The organism is Amycolatopsis sp. Poz14, assembly GCF_006704225.1.
In the GTDB taxonomy this organism is placed as follows: Bacteria; Actinomycetota; Actinomycetes; order Mycobacteriales; family Pseudonocardiaceae; genus Amycolatopsis; species Amycolatopsis nivea.
The window spans coordinates 1,319,279-1,342,051 of record NZ_JACLHD010000001.1 but is presented as its reverse complement, the minus strand read 5'-3'; the positions used below and the strand labels follow the sequence as shown (position 1 = coordinate 1,342,051).

Below are 22,773 nucleotides of genomic sequence, written 5' to 3'. Positions count from 1 at the left end.
CTGTTATCGTCGATAACATGCCCGACGACGCCCGCGCCCGCATCATCACGGCCGCACTGGGCCTGCTGACCAGCGACGGCCCGGACGCGGTGTCGACCCGTGCCGTGAGCTCGGCGGCAGGCGTCCAGCCTCCGACGATTTATCGACTGTTCGGCGACAAGGACGGCCTGCTCGACGCCATCACCGTCCAGGGCTACGAGGATTACCTGGAGGCGAAAACCGCCGAGCCGCCCGCCGAGGACCCACTGGACGACCTGCGGCGGGGCTGGGATCAGCACCTGGAGTTCGGCCTGGCCAACCCCGCGCTGTACCGGCTGATGACCACTCGGCCCGGTCGTTCGCCCGCGCTGGAGAAGTCCCTGGAGATCCTCGCGACGCGCGTCAGCCGCATCGCGTCAGCCGGACGACTCCGGGTGCCGGAGCCGCTTGCGGCGGCCTTGATCCACGCCGCCGGCTCGGGGGCGACGTTGAGCCTGATCTCGACGCCTGCAGATTCTCGCGACCTCGCGGTCTCGGCCGCGGCCCGGGAAGCGGTGATCGCAGCGATCACCACGGACCGGCCGGTGTCCCGGGCACCTGGCCCGACCGCGGCGGCTACTGCTTTGCGGGCGGTGTTGCCGCAGGTGTCGGGGTTGAGTGCGGCGGAGAAGGCTCTGATGGGTGAGTGGTTGGACCGGATCACCGACTGAGCCTGGACGCCTCTCTTCTGACTCGCTCGTACGGCTCTCACGTGCTGCTTACGCTTGGCTGTCGCGCATCTTCCCGGCCAGTGCTCTTCCGTTCCGGTGCCCCTGCTGCCGTCGCGTTGCCGTGTCGTGGGTCCATCACCTTCGCGCTCCGCCGCCCGCGCACTGCCATCGCGCGCCCATCAACATCCCGCTCCGCCGCCCCCACATCGCACGCTCACCACTCTCGCGACCGCGCACCAATCGCCGCCCCGCACTGCCCGCGCGCCCACCACCCCAGCGCGTTACCCCGTCGCACGCCCACCGCTCTCCCGCACCAACCCCGCCCCGCCCTGCCCTCTCGCGCACCCACCGCCCTTCCACCCAGCCGCCCCCGGCCTGCCGCCCGCCCCATGACACTCCCGCCCCAGCCGCGGCGCAGCCCCACCACCCGCTCACTTCCCCGTCGCGAAGGGCGAAATCCCCCCAAATCCGTCACCCTCGGTGATTCGTGCTGTGATCCGTCGGGCATCGCCGCGCGAAGCCACCCGCTCGGGCTAAGGTCTCCTCCGGAACCGAGGGGGTCCGTCACCGATGTCGTTCGTTTCGCCGCTGTTCTTGTGGTACTTCATGCCCGCGGTGCTGATCGCGGTCCTGGTGTGCCCGCGCAGCTGGCGCAACGGCATCGTCGCGGTCGCGAGCCTGCTGTTCTACACGATCGGCGCCGGCCCGTACCTGTTCCTGCTGCTGCTCTGCATGGCGGTGAACTTCCTGGCCGGCCCCGCGCTGGAGCCGAGCCCGTGGGACGTTCGCGGCACGCGCCGGAAACGGATCCTGATCGGCGTCATCACGCTCGACGTCCTCGTGCTCGTCATCTGGAAGTACGCCGGTTTCGCGACGCAGCAGATCGCCGCCGTCGCGCACTGGTTCGGCGGCGACCTGGGCGTCGCGAACATCGTGGTGCCGATCGGCATTTCCTTCTACACCTTCCACCACATCTCGTACGTGGTGGACATCTACCGCGGCGAGCGGCACGCGCTGCGCAACCCGGTGTCGTTCGCCGCGTACATCGCGATGTTCCCGCAGTTGGTGGCGGGTCCCATCGTGCGCTACCGGGAGATCGCCGACCAGCTTCCGCAACGGCGTTCGCACCGGCTGGACGACATCGCCGCGGGCTTCCCGAGGTTCGCGCTGGGCCTGTGCAAGAAGTCGATCATCGCCGACTCGCTCAGCCCGATGGTCGAAGCCTGCTTCTCGACCCCCGCGAACCAGATGACCTTCACGACGGCCTGGCTCGGCGCGATCGGCTACACCCTGCAGCTGTTCTTCGACTTCTCCGGCTACTCGGACATGGCGATCGGCCTCGGCCGCATGCTCGGCTTCCGGTTGCCGGAGAACTTCGCGCGCCCGTACTCGTCGGTGACGATCACGGAGTTCTGGCGCCGCTGGCACATGTCGCTGTCCCGCTGGTTCCGCGACTACGTCTACATCCCGCTGGGCGGCAACCGTTCGGGCGCCGGAAAGACGTACCGGAACCTGTCGATCGTCTTCGTGCTGACCGGTTTCTGGCACGGCGCGCAATGGACGTTCCTGATCTGGGGCTGCTACCACGGCGCACTTCTGGTCATCGAACGCCGCTTCCACCTCGGCGACGCTCCCGCCAGCCCGGTCGCCCGCATCGCCCGCCGAGTGCTGACCCTGATCCTGGTCGTGTTCGGCTGGGTCTTCTTCCGCTCAGCCGATCTGGGTCATGCGCTGTCGATGATCGGCCACATGCTGATCCCGGATTTCGGCGGCCTCGGCGACGTCGTGGAAAGCGCGCTGACGAACCAGCGGCTGGTGATCCTGCTGCTGGCACTGATCGTGTTCATCCTCCCGGCGCATCCGGTGACCGGCCCGCTGCTGGAATCGTCCCGAAGCCGCGGAGCGACCGCACTGCGCATCGGGGTCATGACGGTGGGCCTGGTTTACGCGGCGATCTTGGTGGCTACCGGGACGTTCAGCCCGTTCCTGTACTACCAGTTCTGATCGCGGAGCCGCTTTATTCCGGTTGACGTCCCGGACAGGCGAACGTCAGGCTTCCCGCATGAGGTCAGCAGCCAGCAACGGCGGGGAGCGGTTTCGCGACCAGCAGCTGTGGATAGGGGATTTCACCGCTGACGAGGTGCTGGTTCGTTGCCCTCGTTGTGAGCGCTGCGCGAAAGTCGTCGTCGTACCAGGCGCGCCGCCGACTGAGAGGATCCTGTTCGCCCCGAGACGGCTAGTGTGCGACCGTTGCGGTCACACTCAGGACGCGCGAAACTCCGTTCAGCTCGCGCCAGCTCCGCTGGGGAACGCGCGCGATCCTTTCCTGCAGCACCCGTTGTGGCTGCAAGCCGACTTCGACGAACATGTGCTGTGGGCCTACAACGAACGACACCTGGACTACCTCGAAGCCTATGTCGCCGCTCGGATTCGGGAGCAGCAGTTGCCTGCTGATGGCGGGGGTCTAGGCCTCATGACCATGCTCGCCGCGCTTCCGGCCTGGCTGAAAGCCGCGAAGAACCGCGAACGGATCCTGCGCCGAATCGGCCGGATGCGCGCGACTCTCCGGCCTTCGCCATCCGGCGGCCGATCCGTCGAGGGTAAGCTTCGCTCATCGCCCTGACGGAAGGCCCGGACCGATGACTGACCCGACCGAGCCGCCAGACCTGTCGTCCACCCCGAATGTCATCCCGTACGTCGACCCGCACGACGGTCCGCGGCGATTGCTCATGATCGACATTTCCACGCACATCTTCCACGCCGGTGCGTACATCCCGATCGCGGGAATCGACGGCCGCCAGTACGTCGTTTCCTGGGGCACGGTGTCGTTCGAGATTCCCGCTGACCGCAACGTCCACGTCAGCGTGCACCTGCAGAGCAACGGCGGGGCCGGGTACACGCCGTCGCCGTTCGCGTCGATCATTTTGTACCCGAACCCGTTGCCGCAACGCCTGTCGACCCAGTTCGTACGGGCGGGCATGGGAGCGCTCGTACCGCTGCCGTAAGCCGCGCCCTAGCCGGTCATCGCTGGCCGTATCCCTTCAGCTTCTCCACCACGTGCTCGATTTCCGCTGGCGGCAACAGAGCCGGAGTACCGGCGGATCGAGCCGTCAGCCACACCTGGCAGACCCATTCCAGTTGCTGCGCCCGGCTGTACGCACTCCCCAGCGAGTCGCCATAGGTGATCGTGCCGTGGTTGGCCAGAAGGCAGCCTCGGCGGTCATCCAGGGCTTGCAGCATCGCATCGGCAAGCTCGGTGGTGCCGTAGGTCGCGTACGGGGCTACTCGAGCCGTGGGGCCGATTGCCGCGAGCATGTAGTGGATCGGCGGGACTTCGGTGACCAAAGTGGACACTGCGGTGGCGTGCACCGAATGCGTGTGCACGACCGCGTTCACCGGGGCGGATTCCGGGTCGGTGGCGCGGGTGTACACGGCCAGGTGCATCGGGAGTTCGCTCGTCGGCTTCAGCGCACCGTCGGCGATCTTGCCGTCGAGGTCCACCACGGGGATGTCGGCGGGAGTGAGGGCGGCGTAGTCAACGCCGGTCGGGGTTACCGCGACCAGCTCGCCCGCCCGCGCCGACACGTTGCCCGAGGTGCCGACGACCAAGCCGTCCGCGGTCAGCCGACGGGCGTACTCGCAGACCGCGGCACGCTCGTTCTCCAGGATCATTCACAGCCTCCACAGTCCGCGCGCGGCAGACAGGGAAGCCTGGTAGTCGGCGTAACCGCGCTCGTAGTCAGCCACATTTTCGGGCCGGGCCTCGACCATTCGCGCGTTCGCGGCCCAGCGATCCCGATCGTACGGCGTTCCGAGCGCGTCCGCGGCGGTGAGCACGGCACCGCGCGCGCCGACGCCGGGATCGCTCGGGATCACGACCGGACGACCGAGTACATCAGCGAAGATCTGCAGCCATTCAGGCGAACGGACTCCCCCGCCGCAGGCGTAGAGCTGTCCCGACAGCCCGGCGGCGTCAAAGCAATGCCTTGCGGCGTAAGCGATCGACTCGCACAGCGCCCGGACCAGGTCGGCCCGGCCTGTTTCGAGGCTCAGCCCGGAGAACTGTGCGCGTGCTCCGGCGTCGACGAACGGCGCGCGTTCGCCCGATACCGAAAGGAACGGCAGCGCGCGGACCCCGCGAGCGCCCGGCTTGCTGTTCGCCAGCAACGGGTCGATTTCCTCGACGCTGATGCCCAGCAACTGGCAAGCCCAATCGATGCCTGCAGTGCCGACCATCGCCGGCATCGCGTGCAGGTACTCGTGCTCGTCCGGCGTGCACAGGAACATGCCCGCGGGTTCCGCTTCGGGATCGAACGCCGGGTCGGAGGTGAGCACCTGACAGGCGAGCGTGGTCCCGGCGGTGAGGATGCCGTCGCCCGGCTTCCGTACGCCAGCACCGATCGCGCTGGCTGGCAGGTCGAACGGCCCTGCGGTGACTGGCAATCCGACCGGCAACCCGAGCAGTTCCGCACCGCGCCGGTCGAGCCGGAACACCGACTTCGCCGGAGCTGGTTTCGCGAACAACGACCGGCGATGTCCCAGCCCGCAGGCCTCGATCGCACCGTCGTCGTAGCTGCGGGTGGCCGGGTTCAGGAACGGCAGCGACGCGTCCGAAACGTCGACCGTGATCTCGCCGGTGAGCCGCTGCAACACCGCGTCCACGCAGTATCCGGCCACCGCGGCACGGTCGAGCACCTCGGGTTCATGGGTGTCCAAATAGGACATGATGGCCGCGGTGCAGCCGGGGAACATGCCGGAACCGGTGCGCCGGAAGACTTCCGCGGTCACGCCGTCGGCCTGCCATTTCGCGAGCACCGTATTAGCCCGGCCGTCGAGCCACGAGATGGCCGGGTGCACCGCGGCGCCTGCTTCGTCGCGGAGCCAGAGCCCGTCGCCCTGTCCGGTCAAGGCCAGCGCGGACACCGGCTCGGGCAGCGCGGCCGCGACCTCGCGCACCACCTTCACGACCGTGCCGACGACTTGGTCGAGATCCTGCTCGACCCGGCCGCCCGACAGGTGGTGCACCTCGGACGGCGTGCACGCGCTCGCGATGGAGCTGCCGTCCTCGTCGAACACCACGGCTTTGGTGAGCGACGTCCCGATGTCGACCCCGACAATCACGGCCGCCGCTCCAGTACCTCGGGATTCGCGAGGTTGGCCAGCTGCTCGCCGCGGGAGTACCGGCCGACTTCCGCGGCGACGATCGCTGCCGCTCGCTCGGCGGTCTGCCTGCTCGCGCCGGCGAGATGCGGAGTCGCGATGACGTTGGGCGCGTCGCGCAGCGCCCAGTCCGCCGGCGGCGGTTCGACGTCGTAAACGTCGAGGGCGAGCGCTCCGAGCCGTCCGGAACGCAGGGCGTCGGGCAGCGGCGCGTAGTCGAGCAGGCCACCGCGAGCGGTGTTCACGAGGACCGCGCCCTCCGGCAGGAGAGCGAGTTTGCTCGCGTCGATCAGGTGCCGGGTTTCCTCGGTGAGCCGCGCATGAAGGCTCACGACTCGGCTCTGCCGGAGCAGCTCGTCAAGCTCGACGAGCTGCGCGCCGTCGGCTGCTACCGCGGCACGGTCGGCATAGGGGTCGGCTACCAGGACGTTCGCCCCGAACGCGACGAGCACCTTCGTGACCCGCGACCCGATCGCGCCGTAGCCGACGAGCCCGACCGTGGTGCCGCCCAGCTCCAGCCCGGCCTGGTCATAGGCGTAGTAGTCACCGCGCCAGGTGCCGGCGAGCAGTTCAGCCGAGGAGGTCGAGATCCGCCGCATCGCGGCGAGGATCATGCCGACCGCGAACTCGGCCGCCGCGCCCGCGTTACGCCCCGGCGCGTACGTGACGGCGACTCCGGCCTCGGTGGCGGCGACGAGGTCGACGTTCACTGGCCCGCCGCGGCACACCGACACGAGCTTGAGCTCCGGCGCGGCGGCGAAGACCTTCTTGGTGAACGGGGCCATCTGCGTGACGACGGCCTCGGCACCGGCGAGTGCCTCGATCACCTGGTCTTCGGTACCGCTCGCCTCCAGCACGTTGCCGACCGGCCCGAACGGCTCGACCGGCCACGGCAGCGTCAGCTCGGCGACCTCGTGGCCGCCCCCGAGTTCCGCGCGGACGGCTCCGGCCAGCAGGCCGGGGCTGACGAAGTGGTCTCCCGCAGCGAGAATGTGCAACTCTGCTCCCTCACTCGCTCTGTGCCGATTGTGCGCCACGACGGACGCCTTGGTCAGTGGGCGTTCTCGTATTCGGTGATGTGCGCGACCTTGGTCGCGCTGGCCGACGCGGGATCGAAGCGGTACCCGACCCATTCGGCCACGATCTTCTTCGCCACCTCAGGGCCGATCGCGCGCGCTCCAAAGGTGATCACCTGGCAGTCGTTCGATTTGATCGACCGCTCGGCGGAGTACGAATCGTGCGCGACCGTCGCCCGGACGCCGGGCACCTTGTTCGCCGAGATCGCCATGCCGATGCCGGTGCCGCACACCAGGACGCCGCGGTCCGCTTCGCCGCGAGCGATGGCTTCCGCCGCGGCCAGCCCCAGCAACGGGTACGCCCGGTCGTCCGCCGCGTCGGGCACGCCGAGGTCGGTCACCTCGGCGACTCGTTCGTCGGCCTGCAGCAGGTCGCGCAGCTGATTCTTCAGTTCGACCCCGGCGTTGTCCGCCGCCACCACGATGCGCATCAGTCCGCGCTCCTTTCCAGCTCCTCGCCGACTGCCGTGACCAGCAGCGAGAACGACACCGCACCCGGGTCCGAATGACCCTCGCTCCGTTGCGCCAGCCGCGCAGCGCGCCCCTTCGCCGGACGCAAGTGCGCGGTCTCCTGCGCGGCTACGACCGCGGCTCCAGCGGCTTTCCGCCAGGCTTGCACTACTTCCGAGCCCGACTGCTCCCGCAGCGTGGCCCGGAACGGCTCGATCGCGTCGAGCATTGTCTTGTCGCCCAGTTCGGCCTTGCCCAGCTCGCAGAACGCGCGCACCGCACCGTCGACCGCGTCGGCGAGCATTGTCGTGGTGATGTCCCCGGCATCGACACCGCGCAGACCGGCACCGGTCTCCGCCAGCAGCACGCCGTACAGCGCGCCCGAGGCACCGCCAGCCGCATCGGCGAACGCCGTACCGGCAGCCAGCAGCGCACCGGAAACCGTGTCCGGCTCGCGCCGCGCGGCAGCGACGGCGGCGCGCATCCCGCGCGTCATGCCGAGCCCGTGGTCCCCGTCCGCGGCCACCGCGTCGAGCCTGCCCAGTTCCGCTTCGTTTTCCTCGATGCTGCGCAACGCCGCGGTGAGAACCCGGTCGACCACGCTGGTCCCCGGAGCCTCCTCGGTCAGCAATTCGTCCACTGTGGACTCAAGATCGACCGCGGTCAGATCGGCACCGCTGGTGCGGTAGCCCGGGGTATCGCACGGCGCTGCGTACAACTCGGCCAATTCGTCGTCCAGCACCAGGATCGACAGCGAAACGCCGGCCATGTCGAGCGAGGTGACGAACTCCCCGACCTCGGAATGCACTGGGCTGAGCCCGGCCTGGGCGAGCCGTTCGTGCACGCGGGTGTAGGTGACGAACATTTCCTCGTATTTGGTGCGGCCGAGCCCGTTCACCAGCACGACCACGCGGCCGTCCCCTTCCGGAAGCTCCGACAGGAGACCGTCGACCAATTCGTCGGCCAGTTCCGCCGCGGACAACCGGCCCACCGTGCGGACGCCCGGTTCGCCGTGAATTCCGAGGCCCAGCTCCATTTCCTGGTCCGCGACCGTGAACAGGGGCGCGTCCGCGCCGGGCAGCGTGCAACCGCCGAACGCGACGCCGAACGTCCGAGTGCGAGCGTTCGCCTTCGCCGCGACCTCGTACACCGCGTCGAGGCTGTAGCCGCGCTCCGCCGCCGCACCGGCGATCTTGAAGACGAGGAAATCGCCCGCCACGCCACGCCGTCGCTCCGGTTCGGTCGCCGGACCGCTCGCGATGTCGTCGGTGACCAGGATGGTGCGGCTCGGGATGCCCTCCGCCGCAAGCCTGCGAGCGGCGAGTCCGAAGTGGAGCACGTCGCCTTGGTAGTTGCCGAAACCGAAGAGCACGCCGGCGCCGTTGTCCGCGGCCCGAGCCGTGCGGTAGACCTGCTCGGCACTCGGGCTCGTGAACACGTCGCCGACGACCGCGCCGTCGGCCAGACCAGGGCCGACGAGACCGGCGAATGCCGGGTAGTGCCCGCATCCGCCGCCGATCACGACCGCGACCTTCGAGCTCGCCGGGGCCTCGCGGCGGACGACGCCGTAGGCGTCCGGCACCTTCTGGACCGTGCGGCCGTACGCGGTGACGAACCCGTCGAGCCACTGCCGCTTGAACGTGTCCGGGGAACCCAAGGTGGTCATGGTTCAGTCCCTCGCAGCCACCGGCTCGCCGGCCAGGTAGGCCAGGAGCTTCAGTCGGACGTCGTCATTGCTCTCGGCCACCGCGCTGGCCAGCTCCAGCGCGTCCGGCTTCGGCGGGTACGTCGGGTTGGGCAGCGCGATCACGGTGAGCCCGGCCGCGGCCGCCGCCCGGATGCCGTTGCTGGAGTCCTCGACCCCGAGGCATTCGCTGCCCGATTTGCCGAGCCGGGCCGCCGCCTCCAGGTACACGTCCGGATTCGGCTTGCCCCGCGCGACCTCGGCGCTGGACACCGTGGCGGTGAACTCGCCGGTGAGCTGGTGCTTTTCGAGCACCGCGTCGATCACCCGGCGGGCCGCCGACGACGCGAGCGCGACCGGGACCCGTTCGCTGACCTCGCGCACCATCGCACCCGCACCGGGAAGCAGCGGCGCTTCGCCCGCGTCGATCGAGGCGATCATGCCGTCGACCACCGCGCGTTCCACCTCGTCCGCCTGGTCCGGCACCCCGCACCGCCGGGCGAGATAGCCGGCCCATTCGGGCGCGCTCATGCCTTGCACCGAGGCCGTGTCCTCCGCCGTCCACTCGACCTGGTGACGAGCTGCGAAAGCGACCCAGTTCTCCTCCCAGAGGTGTTCACTTTCCACCAGGACACCGTCGAGGTCGAACACCACCGCGTCGAGAGTCATCCACCAGATCCCTTCAGAGAGCGAGCCCGCTTCACACGAGCAATGTTAAGTTAACAGCGACGATGAGAAGTTCGCAAGGGTGTTCACACAAGGAGGGCACGAGTGGGTGCACGGCTGCTGCTCGCCAGGCACGGGCAGACCGAATGGCACGCGGAGAACCGCTACGCGGGCACCAGTGAGGTAGCGCTGACCGAGGAGGGGATCCGCCAGGCGGACGCGCTGGCCGCGTACGCCCGCCGGGTGAAACCGGACGCGCTGTTCTGTTCGCCGCAACGACGTGCCCGGCACACGATCGAACCGGCGGCCGAGGCACTCAACCTGGTCCCGGAAATCGTTCCCGACCTGCGGGAGACCTATTTCGGCATCGCCGAGGGCCGCACCCGCAACGAGGTGCGCGAGACCGATCCCGACGCGGTCGAACGCTTCCTCGCCGATCCGATCGCCGGCGCGTTCCCCGATGCCGACGATCCGGCCGCAGCGGCCAGGCGCGGAGCCCGCGCGCTCCGCTCGATTGCCGCCGCGACCAGCGGAACCGCACTGGTCGTCGCGCACAACACGCTGTTGCGGCTCACCCTCTGCGAGCTGCTCGGCATCCCACTGCCCCGCTATCGCAGCGTGTTTCCCCGCCTGGACAACGCGGCCGTCACCGAACTGGAGGTGAGCGGTGACCGAACTGCCCTGGTGCGCTTCAACCTCCCAGTGGAACCGCGATAATCACGGCATGTCGAGCGAAAAGCCTGCCGCCCATCCCCGCGAGAACCGTCAGCAGAAGCTGACCGAGCACGTGTTCCGGCAGGGTTCGGCGACCATCGGCGAGCTCGTCGACCTGCTCGGCGTCAGCATGATGACGGTGCACCGGGACATCGACGAACTGTCCCGGCGCGGCCTGGTCCGCAAGTACCGCGGCGGGGTCTCGGCGATGCCGTCGACGGTGTTCGAGAGCAACGCCGAATACCGGATGAACGCGCACGTCGACGCCAAACGGGTGATCGCGATGCACGCGGTGGAGCAGGTCGAGCCGGGCATGTCGGTGCTGCTCGACGATTCCACCAGCGCGCTCGCGCTGGCCAGGCTCCTGGTCGAAGTGACGCCGCTGACCGTGGCCACGAACTACCTCGCCGCGATCGACGTGCTCAAGAACGTGCACGAACTGCGGCTGATCTGCATCGGCGGCGACTACTCGCCCACCCACGATTCGTTCCTCGGCATGCAGAGCATCGAGTCGATCGAACGGCTCTCGGTGGACATCGCGTTCGTGTCCACCTCGGCGATGAGCACGTCGATGAGCTTCCACCAGGAGCCCGAGATCGTGATGATCAAGCGGGCCATGCTGGCCGCCGCGCGGCACAAGGTGCTGCTGATGGACCACAGCAAGATGAAGCGCACGGCACTGCACCGGCTCGCGCCGCTGGACGACTACGACCTGCTGATCGTGGACGAGGGTGCCGATCCGCACTACGTCGACGAGATGCGCAGCCGGGTCGAGGTGCAGGTCGCCGAAGACCCTGAGAACTGATCGACTTCATAACACTCTTGCGTGCGAAGTTCACACAGTCCATGATACGTTGGATCTCGACGTCATGGAGGCGTGTATGAACGAGTCGGCAACAGCGGAGTTGCCCAAGTCGGGCTTCGGGCGCTTGCTCACGAAATGGGGGCTGCCCGCACCCCTGTTCCTCGGGTATGTCGGACTGCTCCTGTTCATGATCGGCGACGGAGTGGAATCCGGTTTCATCGCGCCGTACATGGCGGACAACGGCGCGGGTACGGAAATCAAGGCGTCGTACGTGATCACCGTGTACGGCGTCGCGGTGATGCTCGCGTCGTGGCTGTCGGGCGCACTGTCCGAACTGTGGGGCCCGCGGCGGGTCATGATCATCGGCCTGGTCATCTGGCTGGTGTTCGACGCGCTGTTCCTGACGATCGGCCTCGCCGGCGGGAACTACGCGGCGATGCTGATCTGCTACGGCATCCGCGGATTCGGCTATCCGATGTTCGCGTTCGGGTTCCTGGTGTGGATCACCGCGGTAGCCCCGGTCGCCCGGCTCGGCGCGGCGGTCGGCTGGTTCTACTTCGCCTTCACCGGCGGCCTGCCCACGCTCGGCGCGCTCGTCGCCAGCTTCACCAATCCGCTGTTCGGCCACTACGGCACGCTGTGGGTGGCGGTCGTGCTGCTCGGCGTCGGCGGGATCGTGGCAGTGTTCGGCGTCCGGCAGCGCACGGGGTACCGCAGGCTCGCGCCGCCGGACGTGAAACCGGTGCAGAGCCTCGTTTCCAGCGTCTCGATCGCGTGGAAGAAGCCGCGGGTCGGGGTCGGCATGATCGTGCGGGTCATCAACACCGCACCCGAATTCGGCATGCTCGTGTTCTTCCCGACGATCTTCATCTCCCAGATCGGATTCGGGGAAAGCCGCTGGCTGCTGCTTGTGTCGGTGATCTACGGGACGAACATCTTCTTCAACCTGATCTTCGGCGTGCTGAGCGACCGGATCGGCTGGCGCACCACGATTTTCTGGTTCGGCGCGATCGGCTGCGCGATCTCGATCCTGCTGCTGTACTTCGTGCCGGTCGCGATGGGCTCGCAGTACTACTGGCTCGCGCTGATCGTCGGCGCGCTCTACGGTGCGACGCTCGCCGGGTTCGTGCCGATCTCCGCGTTGCTGCCGTCGCTGGCCCCGGAGCACAAGGGCGGCGCGATGGCCCTGCTGAACCTCGGCGCGGGCGCGGCGGCGTTCGTCGGACCGGCGATCGTGTCGCTGTTCCTCGGACCGGCCGGTGCCGCCGGAGTCGTCATCATCTTCGCCGCGCTGTATCTGGTGGCCGCGGTACTGGTGCGATTCCTGAAGCTGCCTGAGGAAACCGAGAAGGCACTCGCGAGCGACGGCAGCTTGCAAGATGTCGAAGAAAGGGTCAGCACGGCGTGAACGAGCAGGTCTCGGTCGGCATCGACGTCGCCACCGCGGGGGTTCGCGCCTTCGCGGTGCGCGACGGCTCGGTCCTCGCCACCGCATCGGCGTCGCTGCCGGCGCCGGTGCGCGCGGGCGGTGGCCGCAGCGAACAGGATCCGTCGGCGTGGTGGCCCGCGGTCGGTTCGGTGCTGAACGAGGTCACGGCCGCGCTGCCCGGCCGCGGCGCGGAAGTCTCAGCGGTGGCGATCGCGGCGACGTCCGGCACGATCGTGGGAGTCGACGCCGCGGGCGAACCGGTGACGCCCGCGTTGATGTACGACGACCGGCGCGGAGCGGATTACAACGCGAAAGCCGTCGAACTCGGCACCGGACGGTGGCAGAAACTGGGTTCGAGCGTCTCGCCGACCGCGGCACTCGGCCGGATCGCCTGGCTGGCCGAGCACACCGAGGCCGTCGCCGTCCGGCACACGCCGGAGATGATCGCGGCGAAACTGACCGGACATCCGGTCGCGGCGGATTGGTCGCACGCACTCAAAAGCGGTTACGACCCGCTGGCTGGGGAATGGCCGTCCGAAGTATTCGCCGGTCTGGGCGTGCCGGAGGGGATGCTCCCGCCGGTAGTCGCGCCGACGAGCGTGCTCGGCGAGATCTCGGTGCCGGTCGCCGGGTTGCCTGCCGGATGTCTCGTGGTGGCAGGCATGACAGACGGATGCGCGGGACAACTCGCCGCAGGCGCGGTCGAACCAGGGCGATTTGTGGGAATCCTCGGAACCACCTATGTCCTGAAGGGTGTTACGGAATCGCTCGTGCCGGATCCCACCGGAGTCATGTACAGCCACCGCCATCCAGACGGCTGGTGGCTGCCAGGCGGTGCGTCGAACACTGGCGGCGAGTCCGTTTCGGACAGTCCGCGGCTAGCCGAGTTGGATGCCGCCGCCACTGCGCGCGGTCCGGCCGAGGTCGTGGCTTTCCCATTGCGGCGCAAGGGAGAACGTTTTCCCTTCGCCCATGGTGACGCCGAGGGTTTCGTACTCGGCACTCCAACCGACGAGGTCGAGCTGCACCGGGCACGATTGGAAGGGGTCGCCTTCCTGGAACGACTCGCCCTGGACCATTTGCGGCGTCTGGGCGTCCCGGTCCGTGAACCGCTCCTGGCAGCGGGCGGTGGCAGCAAGAGTCCTTTGTGGACGCAGATCCGGGCCACGGTGAGCGGACTTGGATTGCAGGTCGCACCGCAAGCAGAAACAGGCTACGGCGCAGCACTCCTCGCGGCGGCGGGGTGCACGTCGGGTGGGCTGAGTGCGGTGTGCAAGGGAATGCCGGTGGGGTCGTTGATTGAGCCCGTGCCCGGTGAGTCAGCGGCGATGTTGGCTTCGTACCAACGGTTTTGCAGTGAGCTGCTGGATCGTGGCTGGATTGACGACGAGCTGTTCACCGTGGCGGCGGGGTGATGCGACTGGGGACTTTGCGCGGCTAACTGGGACTTGGACCCGATCGGTGGGCTGCGTTGGGCGGCTAGGCAGCCGGATGGTTGGGACGAGGCAGGTCGAGTGACTGGAAGGCGCGGGCCGGTCTGGCAGTCCGACCAGCCAACTGGCACTTCTCATCGCGGACGAGTTAGCCCAACCGCCGACGAGAGCAACGAACTCGGATCCTTGCGCGACCGGCAACTGAACGAGCCATCAGCGCGGCGAAGTCAGGAGGTCTGCAGGCCGAGGCTGAGCTAGAGCGGCGACGCCAGCGGATTCGCAGCCGGGGCCGAGCCAACCCGCCCACGCCAGCAGGCCCGCACGTCGAAGCCGAGGCAGCGCGGCGAAGTCAGCAGGTTCGCAGGCCGAAGCCGATCCAGCCCGGCCAAGCCAGCAGGCCCGCACGCCGACGCCGAACCAACCCGACCACGCCAGCAAACTGGCGGGCCAGAGCCAAGGGCAAGGGCGCGGGCGAGCCAGCCCGGTCGCTCGCGAGCTGGGCTAGTCGAGACGGCTGGGCTGGCTCGGACGGTGCGGTCGAGGTGGTTAGCTGCGGCCTGCGCGCGGGCGGCCGGGGCGGCGGCCGTTGCCGTTGCTGCGCGGGGTCGGCGGTTCAGAGGACTTGGCCGTTTGCTGCTGCCCCGCGGGCGACGGGGTGTCTGAGCGCGGGGTCGGCTGGGGCAAAGGCGGTGCGGACGAGCCGGTTGCTGATGGGGCGTCGGTCGGTGACGTGGTTGATGGCTGGGAAGGTGCGTCAGCCGATGAAGACGTCGAGGTCTGCCCCGGCGCGGAGGTCTGCCCCGGCGCGGAGGTCTGCCCCGGCGCGGCAGTTCCGGAAGGAGCATCCGTCGGCGACGGAGCGGAGCCTTGCCGAGAAGGGGAAGTCGGCGACGAGGCGGAACCTTGCGGAGGAGCGGAAACAGCGTCCTCCTCCTGCGAGCCGAGGAAGCGCAACGCCTCCTGGACGGCTTCGTTGGTCGCAGCGATCCGGTCGGCGACCTTGGTGCGCAAGTCCAGAGCCAGGGTGCGGGATTCGGTGGCTTCGGTTTGCTTTTGGAGAGCGTCGGCGAGGGCAGTCTCTGCCTGTGCCTTCTTGATGGCGATCTCTTCCGACGCTCGACGGTCGGCCTCGGCTCGGGCTTGTGCGGCGGTGGCTTCGGCAGCGGCGTCGGCTTCGGCGCGGCGTCGGGCGGATTCCTCGTCGGCGGCTTGGCGGGCGGCTTCGGCTGCGGCGTCTGCCTCGGCGCGGGCCTGGGCGGCGGCTTCGTCGGCTTCGGTGCGGATGCGGAGGGCTTCGGCGTCCTTCTCGTCGCGGATGCGGCGGGCTTCGGCGTCGGCGGCTAGGCGGGCGTGCTGGGCTTCCGCATCCGCCTTGGCGCGGGCTTCGGCGGCTACCTCGTCGGCCTGGGTGCGGGCAGTCAAGGCTGCCTGATCGGCTTCGGCGCGGGCTGCTGCGGAGGCCTGGTCTGCCTCGGCGCGGGCGCGGTCGGCGGCTTCGGTGCGGGACGCGATTTCGGCGTCGGCCGCAGCCGTGCGGGTGGTGATGTCCTCGTTGGCCGCTGCGGTGCGGGTGGCGATATCCGCGTCGGCGGCGGCGGTGCGCGTCGCGATGTCTTCTTCTGCGGCGGCCAGTCGGGTCGCGATCTCCGAATCAGCCGCGGCGGTCCGGGTGGCGATGTCCTCGTTCGCCGCGGCGGTGCGCGTGGAGATGTCCTCATCGGCTGCCGCGGTGCGGGTCGCGATATCCGAATCGGCTGCGGCCGTCCGGCTTGCGATATCCGCGTCGGCAGCCGCAGTCCGCGTCGCGATGTCTTCGTTGCCTGCCTTGAGTCGTGCTTCCAAGTCCGCCAGGCGGGTCGCGATCTCCTCGTCCGCTGCGGCCGTCCGGCTCGCGATGTCCGCTTCCGCGGCGGCGATCCGGGACTCCAGATCCGCTTGTCGCGCAGCCAGGTCCTGCTCCGCAGCCGCGACGCGGGCGTCGAGGGCCTCCGAGCGTGCGGCCAAGTCGGCGTGGGTCTCCGCTAGCAAACGCTGGCGTTCCGCTTCCGCTTCTTTGGCCGCTTTGTCCGCTGCCCGTTGGGTTTCGTGGGCGTAGCGGTCCGCTTCAGTACGCGTCGAGGACGCGTCCGCTTCCGCGGAGCGGCGCAGGTCGGCGATTTCCTCCTCGGCCAGCTGCACCATCATCCGCACGCGCTCGGAGATCGCGCCGGCACCGGCCGGGCTTGAGGTGACTCGGACCAGTGCGGCCTTCGCCTCGGACAGCTCCGACTGGGCTGTCGTCAGGGCCTTCGTGAGTTCGCCAGCGGTGGCCACCGCCTCGTCGCGGCCGTGGGAGGTCGTCTTGAGTTCGCTGGTCAGCTGGGCGATGCGGGTGTCGACCTGGTGCGGGTCGTATCCCTTCCGGGTAACAGCAAAGGCGGGGTGCTGCGGCTTCTCGGGCGCGACCATCGGGCCACCTTAGTGATCCGGGCACCTGCGGCACGTACCGCCAAACGGCTGTATTACGAAGCGCGAAACCCGACGTCACGCATGGCATCCTGTCCCCCGACGTACCGCGCGGGCGAACGGGGCAGACGCATGGACCTTTCAGCCATCGCCGCCGACCTGGCCGCGCACTGGCACGTGTACGCGACCATGCCGTTCATCGCGGCGCTCATCGGCTACCTGACGAAACGCGTCGCGATCGAGATGATGTTCCGGCCGCTCGAGTTCCGCGGCATCCGGCCCTTCCTCGGCTGGCAGGGCGTCATCCCGGCCAACTCCCGGCGGATGGCCACCACCGCGGTCGACCTGCTGACCAAAAACCTCCTCGACCCACGCGAGGTCTTCGCCCGGCTCGACCCGGAGGAAATGGTCGCGCAGCTGGAAGAACCGCTGCTGAAGGCGGTCGACGAGGTCACCCGCGAGGTGTTCGAGACCTACCAGCCGCGGTTGTGGGAAATGCTGCCCGCACGCGCGCAGCAACTGCTGGTGGACCGCGTCCGCGCGCAGGCGCCCGTCGTCGTGAAGCGGCTGATGCGGGAAGTGGCGTCGAATGTGGACGAAGTGCTCGACGTCAACGACATGCTGATCAACGCCATGGTCCGGGACAAATCGCTCACCTGCCGGCTGATCCGCGAGGTCGCCGCGCCCGAGTTCCGGTTCATCGCGCGCAGCGGAATCGGCTTCGGATTCGTCATCGGGCTCGTCCAGCTCATCGCGTGGGCGTTCACGAAACAACCGGTGATCATGCCGATCTTCGGTTTCGTCACGGGCTTCGTCACGGACTGGCTCGCGCTCAAAATGATCTTCTACCCTCGCCAGCCGCGCCGGTTCTTGTTCTTCACCTGGCAGGGCATGTTCCAGAAACGCCGCGCACAGGTCGCCGCGGACTACGGCGCGTTGATCGCGGAGGAAGTCCTCACCGCGGGGAACGTGCTGGAAGCCGTCCTCACCGGACCGCGGGCGGACAAGCTGTTCGCGCTCGTCACGCGGGAGGTCCAGCGGACCGTCGACGCGCAGGCGGGCCTGGCGAAACCGCTGGTCGCCCTGGCGGTCGGCGGGCGCGAGTACCAGCAGATGAAGCAGGCCGCGGCGGAGAAGGCCATCGCGTATCTGCCGGAGACCGTGAAGCACGTCGAGAGTTACGCGACCGACGCGCTCGACGTCCGCAACACCATCGTCGAGAAGATGCAGCAGCTGACGCCTCTGGAGTTCGAGGGCATTCTCCGGCCGGCGTTCAAACAGGACGAATGGAAACTGATCGCGGTCGGCGCGGTCATCGGCGGCCTCGTCGGCGAACTGCAGGTGCTGCTCTTGCTCCACTAGTGCGCGGGTTACCGTTCCGTAGGCAACACGGAGGGGACGCGCGTGCACACATTCGCCGAGCACTGGCCGGTGTACGTCTCCATGCCGTTCATCGCGGCGCTGATCGGCTACGTCACCAAGCGCGTCGCCATCGAGATGATGTTCCGGCCGCTCGAATTCGTCGGCCTGCGGCCCTTCCTCGGCTGGCAGGGCGTGCTGCCCGCGAACGCCGAGCGGATGGCGACGACCGCGACCGAAATGCTCACCACCAACCTCGTCGATCCAAAGGAGATCTTCGCCCGGCTCGACCCGGAGCAGGTCGCGAAGGAGATCGAACAGCCGCTGCTGCGCGTGGTCGAGGACGTCACCCGCGAGGTGATGGAGACCTACCAGCCGCGGCTGTGGGAAATGCTGCCGTCCGGCGCGCAGCAACTGCTGCTGAAACGCGTGCAGGCCGAGGCCCCGCGCGCGATCACGAAGATCATGCGCGAGATTTCCCAGAACATCGAGGACGTGCTCGATCTCAAGCACATGGTCGTCACGAACCTGGTGCGCGACAAGGCTTTGCTCAACCGGCTGATCCGCGACATCTCGCGGCCGGAAATGCGGTTCATCGCGCGCTCGGGCCTCTGGTTCGGGTTCATTCTCGGCTGCGTGCAGCTGCTGGTGTGGTCGCTGACGAAGTCGCCGATCGTGCTGCCGCTGTTCGGGCTCGGAATCGGCTGGCTGACCGACTGGCTCGCGCTCAAAATGATCTTCCTGCCGCGCGAGCCGAAACGGTTCTTCGGCTTCTACAACTGGCAGGGCGTGTTCCAGAAGCGCCGCGACGAGGTGGCCGCCGATTACGGCGACATGATCGCGCGCGAGATCATCACCGTGCCGAATCTGCTGGAAGCCGTGCTGCGCGGGCCGAAATCGGACCGGCTGTTCTCACTGATCAGCCGCGAGGTGCAGAAGACGATCGACGCGCAGGCGAGCGTCGTGAAGCCGTTCGTCGCGATCGCGGTCGGCACGAAGCGGTTCCAGGAAATGAAGCAGGTCGCCGCCGCGAAGGCCGCCGAGCGAGTGCCGGACACGATCCGGCACGCGGAGACGTACGCGATCAACGCGCTCGACGTCCGCAACACGATCGTGGACCGGATGCGCCGGCTCAGCCCGCTCGAGTTCGAGCAGCTGCTGCGGCCCGCGTTCCGGCAGGACGAATGGAAGCTGATCGCGGTCGGCGCGGTGATCGGCGGGCTCGTCGGCGAACTGCAGGCGTTGCTGCTCCTCGGTTAGCCCGCGCACGCGATACGGTTTCCTTCCGGAACGGGGGAGGGAGACCCGGTGAACGCGGTGCTGGACGACCTCGCGCGGCACTGGCCGGTGTACGTCTCGATGCCGTTCGTCGCCGCGCTGATCGGCTACGTCACCAAACGCGTCGCGATCGAGATGATGTTCCGTCCGCTCGAATTCGTCGGCATCCGGCCGTTCCTCGGCTGGCAGGGCGTGGTGCCGAAGCACGGCGGCCGGATGGCCGCGATCGCGACCGACCTGCTCACCGCGAACCTGCTCGACATCGAGGAGGTCTTCGCCCGCGTCGACCCGGTGATCATCACCCGCGAACTCGAGCAGCCGCTGCTGCGCGCGGTCGACGGGATCGCCCGCGACGTGCTCGAACAGCATCATCCGCGGCTGTGGGAGGTCATGCCCACGCTCGCCCAGGAACTGCTGATCAAGCAGGTGCAGGCCAGCACGCCGCAGCTGGTGCGGGAGTTCCTGGACGAGGTCCGCGACAACCTGGACGAGGTCCTCGACGTCCGGCACATGACCGTCGAACGGCTCACCCGCGACCGCGCGCTGCTGGTCCGGCTGATCCGCGAGACGTCCCGGCCGGAGATGACGTTCATCGCGCGCGCCGGGATCGTCTTCGGCTTCGTGCTCGGCCTGGTCCAGGCCCTGGTGTGGGCGTTCACCCGGCAGCCGCTGGTGCTGCCGATCTTCGGCGGCGCGATCGGGCTGTTCACCGACTGGCTGGCGATCAAGATGATCTTCCTGCCGCGCGAGCCGGTGCGGCTGGGCCGGGTCATCCTGCAAGGCAAGTTCCAGCGGCGGCGCGCCGAGGTCGCCCGGCAGTACGGCGAGCTGGTCGCCAACGAGGTGCTGACCGTCCCGAATCTGCTCGACGCCCTGCTGCGCGGCCCGAAGTCGGACCGGCTCGTGGCGATGGTCGAACGCGCTGTCGGGCACGCGGTGGACGCGCAGGTCAGCGCCGCGAAACCGGTGGTCGCGCTCGCCGTCGGGGCGCAGCGGCTGCAGGAGATGAAGCACGCCGCGGCGCAGCGGGCGCTGGCCGAGATGCCGTTGACCGCGCGGTACGCCGAGGGGTACCTGACCGAGGCGATGGACGTGGCGAAGATGGTGGAGCAGCGGATGCTCGCGCTGACGCCGCTGGAGTTCGAGGGCTTGCTGCGGCCGGCGTTCCGGCAGGACGAGTGGAAGCTGATCGCGGTCGGCGGCGTGATCGGGTTCCTCGTCGGCGAGTTGCAAGTCCTCCTCATGCTCGGCTGACTTTTCGGCGGTTGTTCGCGCCGGGCTCACTCGAACTGGCTAACCTCAGTGACGTGTCCGAGCCACCGCAGCTGCCCGCAGTCCACGAGGCCTACCTGCCCCGCGAGCACGCGCTGCATCGCCCGCGGCACGGCAAACGGCAGCTGACCGCGCTGGTCAGCGCCCTGTTGTTCTTCGTGACGCCGACCCTGCTGTGGGTCGTCGGGGTCCGGCCGAGCGAGATCGAAAACCACAAGCTCGCCGGGTTCCCCAGCCTTGGCGAAGGCTTCAAGTTCTTCACCAACCTCCCCAAATGGGCGACCGACCAGCTGTCGTTCCGGGCCGGCGCGATCAACGCGGCGAACGGGATCAGCGAGGGCGTCTTCGGCGAGGCCGCTCCGCTCGACCAGGGTTCCGCGTCGAACTCCGGCCCGATCCCGGCTCCGCCGCTGCAGCAGCCCGGCGCGCCGAACACCGGCCCGTCGACGCCGAGCGGACCGGGTTCCAGCCAGGCCGGATACCGCAAGGTCGTGCAGGGCACCGACGGCTGGCTGTACTACGGCTACGACTCCGAAGCGAAATGCACGCCGACCCAGGACATCGACACCACGATGAAGCGGATCGACGAACTGCGCGCGGCGGTCGAAGCGTCCGGGCGGAAGTTCGTGTTCGTGGTGACGCCGGACAAGACGACGATGGTGCCGCAGTTCCTGCCCGCGAGTTACCCGGGCAAGGAATGTTCGCAGGCCGCCTCGCCGAACGACTGGTACAAGATCACCACCGAAGGCCACTCGCTCGACCTGCGCCCGCAACTCGCCGCCGAAGCGGCCAGGGTCGGCCACCCGATCTACGCCCCCAACGACACGCACTGGCGCGACGAAGGCGGCCTCGTCCTCACGCGCGCACTCGCCGACACGATCAAGCCGGGCGCGACGAACAGCTGGCTGAGCGCCCCGGACGGCCAGTACGACGCGGTCGCGGACCTGCCGCTGCTGCTCGGGCAAACCGGCGTCAAGACGAACACCCGCTACAACCTGCGCCCGGACGGCGTCACCGACCGCGCGGGGGAATTCATCGGCAGCATCGACCAGCCGGTGCACCGCTCGGCTCCGCCGATCGTCGGCACGATCGACCAGCCGACCCTGGTTTACGGGGACTCGTTCAGCCTCGCGTCGTCGCGGTATCTGGAGGCGGCGTTCACGAATCTCACGTATTTGGCGTATTCGACGGACAAGACACCGCAGTCGCAGGCGGTTGACCAGTTCGTGAACTCGCACGTGGTGGTGCTGCAGGCGGTGGAGCGGAATGTGGCTGGCGGGTTGGTGCCGTTCACGGATGAGGGCTTTATCGCAGCGGTGAAGACGGCGTTGGCGCAGCATCCGATCCGGTAGCGGATCGGTGATGGCGGCACACCAAGGAGCTCGTCGGAGACGTAGGGCGTAAGCGTTTCTTCAAGTCGGCTACGGCTAACCGACCGGAACCGGGGCCGCTTCCACTGGACTAGTCCGTACTCCGCGCCGGCGGTCGCGGACCCACGCGATCACCCGGCACACCAGATAAATCAAGAACGAAATCGAAGTCACGAACGCACTCACCGGCAGCCCCGGAGCCAGCGACAAGACGATTCCGCCCAGTGCGGCGACCTCCGCGAATACCACCGACAGCACCGTGGCGCGCAAGGGGCTGGCCGTCACCCGGGCGGCGGCCGCGGCGGGGGTCACCATCAGGGCGACCACCAGGAGCGACCCGACCACCTGCACGCTCAGCGCCGTCGCGACACCGACCAGCAGGGAAAACAGCACCGTCAGCGTCTTGACCGGGACCCCGCGCGCCTCGGCCACCGAGCGGTCGACGCTGGCGAACAGGAGCGGGCGGTAGATCATCGCCAGCACCGCCAGCACCGCCGCGGCGGAGATCACCAAGGCGGTCAAGTTCGTGCTGTCCACGGTGATGATCTGGCCGGTGAGAATGCCGAACTTGTTCGCTGACCGTCCTTTGTAGAACGACAGCAGCAGGACGCCCATGCCCAGACCGAAGGACAGGATCACGCCGATCACCGAATCGCGGTCGGCGTCGCGGATTCCCAGGATTCCCAGCAACAGGGCGGCGGCGACAGCACCGGCCAGTGCGCCGTATTCCACTCCGACGCCCAGCAACAGGGCACCGGCCGCGCCGGTGAAGGCCAGTTCGGACGTTCCGTGCACCGCGAAGGACATGCGGCGCATCACGATCAGCGGGCCGAGCACCCCGGCCAGCAAGCCGAGCACCGCGGCCGCGATCAGGGCGATGCGGACGCTGTCCAGTTCCGAGATCAGCTCCCACGTCTTGGCGAAGTCGAACATGCCGTCCAAG

20 protein-coding genes are annotated in these 22,773 nt (G+C 68.5%); 12 read left to right on the top strand and 8 right to left on the bottom strand.

Annotated features, from left to right (window positions below):
* The first annotated feature begins 17 nt into the window (after nucleotides 1-17).
* The 4 genes from FKO37_RS06645 to FKO37_RS06630 all read left to right on the top strand — a co-directional run bounded on the left by FKO37_RS06645 (nucleotide 18) and on the right by FKO37_RS06630 (nucleotide 3,694).
* Nucleotides 18-689 (top strand): TetR/AcrR family transcriptional regulator, encoded by a 672-nt coding sequence (locus FKO37_RS06645; RefSeq protein ID WP_238603986.1) that lies wholly within the window; start codon nucleotides 18-20, stop codon nucleotides 687-689.
* 570 nt (nucleotides 690-1,259) lie between these two features.
* Nucleotides 1,260-2,693: an MBOAT family protein gene (locus tag FKO37_RS06640; protein WP_037808156.1), complete on the top strand. Its 1,434-nt coding sequence runs from the start codon at nucleotides 1,260-1,262 to the stop codon at nucleotides 2,691-2,693.
* Nucleotides 2,694-2,751: 58 nt separating this feature from the next.
* Nucleotides 2,752-3,312, top strand: a complete 561-nt coding sequence (locus tag FKO37_RS06635; RefSeq protein ID WP_238603985.1) for a TFIIB-type zinc ribbon-containing protein — start codon at nucleotides 2,752-2,754, stop codon at nucleotides 3,310-3,312.
* A gap of 16 nt (nucleotides 3,313-3,328) precedes the next feature.
* On the top strand, nucleotides 3,329-3,694 hold the full coding sequence (locus FKO37_RS06630) for a hypothetical protein (protein ID WP_037808158.1): 366 nt from the start codon (nucleotides 3,329-3,331) through the stop codon (nucleotides 3,692-3,694).
* Between the two features lie 16 nt (nucleotides 3,695-3,710).
* Here the strand turns inward: FKO37_RS06630 and FKO37_RS06625 are convergent, their stop codons facing one another.
* The 6 genes from FKO37_RS06625 to FKO37_RS06600 are packed head-to-tail and all read right to left on the bottom strand — an operon-like array spanning nucleotide 3,711 to nucleotide 9,728.
* Nucleotides 3,711-4,361 (bottom strand): class II aldolase/adducin family protein, encoded by a 651-nt coding sequence (locus tag FKO37_RS06625; protein ID WP_238603984.1) that lies wholly within the window; start codon nucleotides 4,359-4,361, stop codon nucleotides 3,711-3,713.
* Entirely contained in the window at nucleotides 4,362-5,810 is a 1,449-nt protein-coding gene (locus tag FKO37_RS06620) for an FGGY-family carbohydrate kinase (protein ID WP_238603983.1), read from the bottom strand.
* The gene (locus FKO37_RS06615; protein WP_037808166.1) at nucleotides 5,807-6,847 is read right to left on the bottom strand and encodes a 2-hydroxyacid dehydrogenase; all 1,041 of its coding nucleotides are present in this window, start codon (nucleotides 6,845-6,847) and stop codon (nucleotides 5,807-5,809) included. The genes FKO37_RS06620 and FKO37_RS06615 overlap by 4 nt, the downstream gene beginning before the upstream one ends.
* Before the next feature lie 53 nt (nucleotides 6,848-6,900).
* A complete protein-coding gene (locus tag FKO37_RS06610) occupies nucleotides 6,901-7,356 on the bottom strand; it encodes a ribose-5-phosphate isomerase (protein ID WP_037808168.1) in 456 nt (151 codons plus the stop codon).
* A complete protein-coding gene (locus tag FKO37_RS06605) occupies nucleotides 7,356-9,041 on the bottom strand; it encodes a dihydroxyacetone kinase family protein (protein ID WP_238603982.1) in 1,686 nt (561 codons plus the stop codon). Before FKO37_RS06605 ends, FKO37_RS06610 begins: the two co-directional genes overlap by 1 nt.
* A 3-nt stretch (nucleotides 9,042-9,044) precedes the next feature.
* Nucleotides 9,045-9,728, bottom strand: coding sequence for an HAD family phosphatase (locus FKO37_RS06600; protein WP_037808172.1), 684 nt, complete (start codon nucleotides 9,726-9,728; stop codon nucleotides 9,045-9,047).
* Nucleotides 9,729-9,830: 102 nt separating this feature from the next.
* Here FKO37_RS06600 and FKO37_RS06595 point away from each other — a divergent pair, with 102 nt between their 5' ends.
* The 4 genes from FKO37_RS06595 (at nucleotide 9,831) to FKO37_RS06580 (ending at nucleotide 14,088) form a co-directional block, all read left to right on the top strand.
* Complete coding sequence (locus FKO37_RS06595; protein ID WP_238603981.1) at nucleotides 9,831-10,442, top strand: histidine phosphatase family protein; 612 nt, start codon at nucleotides 9,831-9,833, stop codon at nucleotides 10,440-10,442.
* Nucleotides 10,443-10,449: 7 nt separating this feature from the next.
* On the top strand, nucleotides 10,450-11,244 hold the full coding sequence (locus tag FKO37_RS06590) for a DeoR/GlpR family DNA-binding transcription regulator (protein WP_037808176.1): 795 nt from the start codon (nucleotides 10,450-10,452) through the stop codon (nucleotides 11,242-11,244).
* A 76-nt stretch (nucleotides 11,245-11,320) separates the two neighbouring features.
* Nucleotides 11,321-12,652, top strand: a complete 1,332-nt coding sequence (locus FKO37_RS06585) for an MFS transporter (protein ID WP_167754080.1) — start codon at nucleotides 11,321-11,323, stop codon at nucleotides 12,650-12,652.
* The gene (locus tag FKO37_RS06580) at nucleotides 12,649-14,088 is read left to right on the top strand and encodes an FGGY-family carbohydrate kinase (protein WP_238603980.1); all 1,440 of its coding nucleotides are present in this window, start codon (nucleotides 12,649-12,651) and stop codon (nucleotides 14,086-14,088) included. Before FKO37_RS06585 ends, FKO37_RS06580 begins: the two co-directional genes overlap by 4 nt.
* A 564-nt stretch (nucleotides 14,089-14,652) precedes the next feature.
* Here the strand turns inward: FKO37_RS06580 and FKO37_RS06575 are convergent.
* Nucleotides 14,653-16,554: a hypothetical protein gene (locus FKO37_RS06575; RefSeq protein ID WP_238603979.1), complete on the bottom strand. Its 1,902-nt coding sequence runs from the start codon at nucleotides 16,552-16,554 to the stop codon at nucleotides 14,653-14,655.
* Between the two features lie 129 nt (nucleotides 16,555-16,683).
* On the opposite strand from FKO37_RS06575, the gene FKO37_RS06570 reads away from it, so the two are divergent.
* From FKO37_RS06570 to FKO37_RS06555, 4 genes are all read left to right on the top strand, one after another.
* On the top strand, nucleotides 16,684-17,913 hold the full coding sequence (locus FKO37_RS06570; protein ID WP_037808184.1) for a DUF445 family protein: 1,230 nt from the start codon (nucleotides 16,684-16,686) through the stop codon (nucleotides 17,911-17,913).
* A gap of 81 nt (nucleotides 17,914-17,994) precedes the next feature.
* A complete protein-coding gene (locus tag FKO37_RS06565; RefSeq protein WP_051171477.1) occupies nucleotides 17,995-19,170 on the top strand; it encodes a DUF445 domain-containing protein in 1,176 nt (391 codons plus the stop codon).
* Between the two features lie 48 nt (nucleotides 19,171-19,218).
* The gene (locus FKO37_RS06560) at nucleotides 19,219-20,442 is read left to right on the top strand and encodes a DUF445 domain-containing protein (protein WP_037808190.1); all 1,224 of its coding nucleotides are present in this window, start codon (nucleotides 19,219-19,221) and stop codon (nucleotides 20,440-20,442) included.
* Between the two features lie 53 nt (nucleotides 20,443-20,495).
* Complete coding sequence (locus FKO37_RS06555) at nucleotides 20,496-21,812, top strand: hypothetical protein (protein WP_037808193.1); 1,317 nt, start codon at nucleotides 20,496-20,498, stop codon at nucleotides 21,810-21,812.
* Nucleotides 21,813-21,887: 75 nt separating this feature from the next.
* Here FKO37_RS06555 and FKO37_RS06550 read toward each other — a convergent pair whose 3' ends face one another.
* Entirely contained in the window at nucleotides 21,888-22,772 is an 885-nt protein-coding gene (locus FKO37_RS06550; RefSeq protein WP_037808196.1) for a metal ABC transporter permease, read from the bottom strand.
* Nucleotide 22,773 lies beyond the last annotated feature (1 nt).

What these genes read in the sequence shown, in the direction of transcription:
- FKO37_RS06645 (WP_238603986.1), top strand. Translation starts at nt 18, where the DNA reads ATGCCCGACGACGCCCGCGCCCGCATCATCACGGCCGCACTGGGCCTG.
- FKO37_RS06640 (WP_037808156.1), top strand. Translation starts at nt 1,260, where the DNA reads ATGTCGTTCGTTTCGCCGCTGTTCTTGTGGTACTTCATGCCCGCGGTG.
- FKO37_RS06635 (WP_238603985.1), top strand. Translation starts at nt 2,752, where the DNA reads ATGAGGTCAGCAGCCAGCAACGGCGGGGAGCGGTTTCGCGACCAGCAG.
- FKO37_RS06630 (WP_037808158.1), top strand. Translation starts at nt 3,329, where the DNA reads ATGACTGACCCGACCGAGCCGCCAGACCTGTCGTCCACCCCGAATGTC.
- FKO37_RS06625 (WP_238603984.1), bottom strand. Translation starts at nt 4,361, where the DNA reads ATGATCCTGGAGAACGAGCGTGCCGCGGTCTGCGAGTACGCCCGTCGG.
- FKO37_RS06610 (WP_037808168.1), bottom strand. Translation starts at nt 7,356, where the DNA reads ATGCGCATCGTGGTGGCGGCGGACAACGCCGGGGTCGAACTGAAGAAT.
- FKO37_RS06605 (WP_238603982.1), bottom strand. Translation starts at nt 9,041, where the DNA reads ATGACCACCTTGGGTTCCCCGGACACGTTCAAGCGGCAGTGGCTCGAC.
- FKO37_RS06600 (WP_037808172.1), bottom strand. Translation starts at nt 9,728, where the DNA reads ATGACTCTCGACGCGGTGGTGTTCGACCTCGACGGTGTCCTGGTGGAA.
- FKO37_RS06590 (WP_037808176.1), top strand. Translation starts at nt 10,450, where the DNA reads ATGTCGAGCGAAAAGCCTGCCGCCCATCCCCGCGAGAACCGTCAGCAG.
- FKO37_RS06585 (WP_167754080.1), top strand. Translation starts at nt 11,321, where the DNA reads ATGAACGAGTCGGCAACAGCGGAGTTGCCCAAGTCGGGCTTCGGGCGC.
- FKO37_RS06575 (WP_238603979.1), bottom strand. Translation starts at nt 16,554, where the DNA reads ATGGTCGCGCCCGAGAAGCCGCAGCACCCCGCCTTTGCTGTTACCCGG.
- FKO37_RS06570 (WP_037808184.1), top strand. Translation starts at nt 16,684, where the DNA reads ATGGACCTTTCAGCCATCGCCGCCGACCTGGCCGCGCACTGGCACGTG.
- FKO37_RS06565 (WP_051171477.1), top strand. Translation starts at nt 17,995, where the DNA reads ATGCCGTTCATCGCGGCGCTGATCGGCTACGTCACCAAGCGCGTCGCC.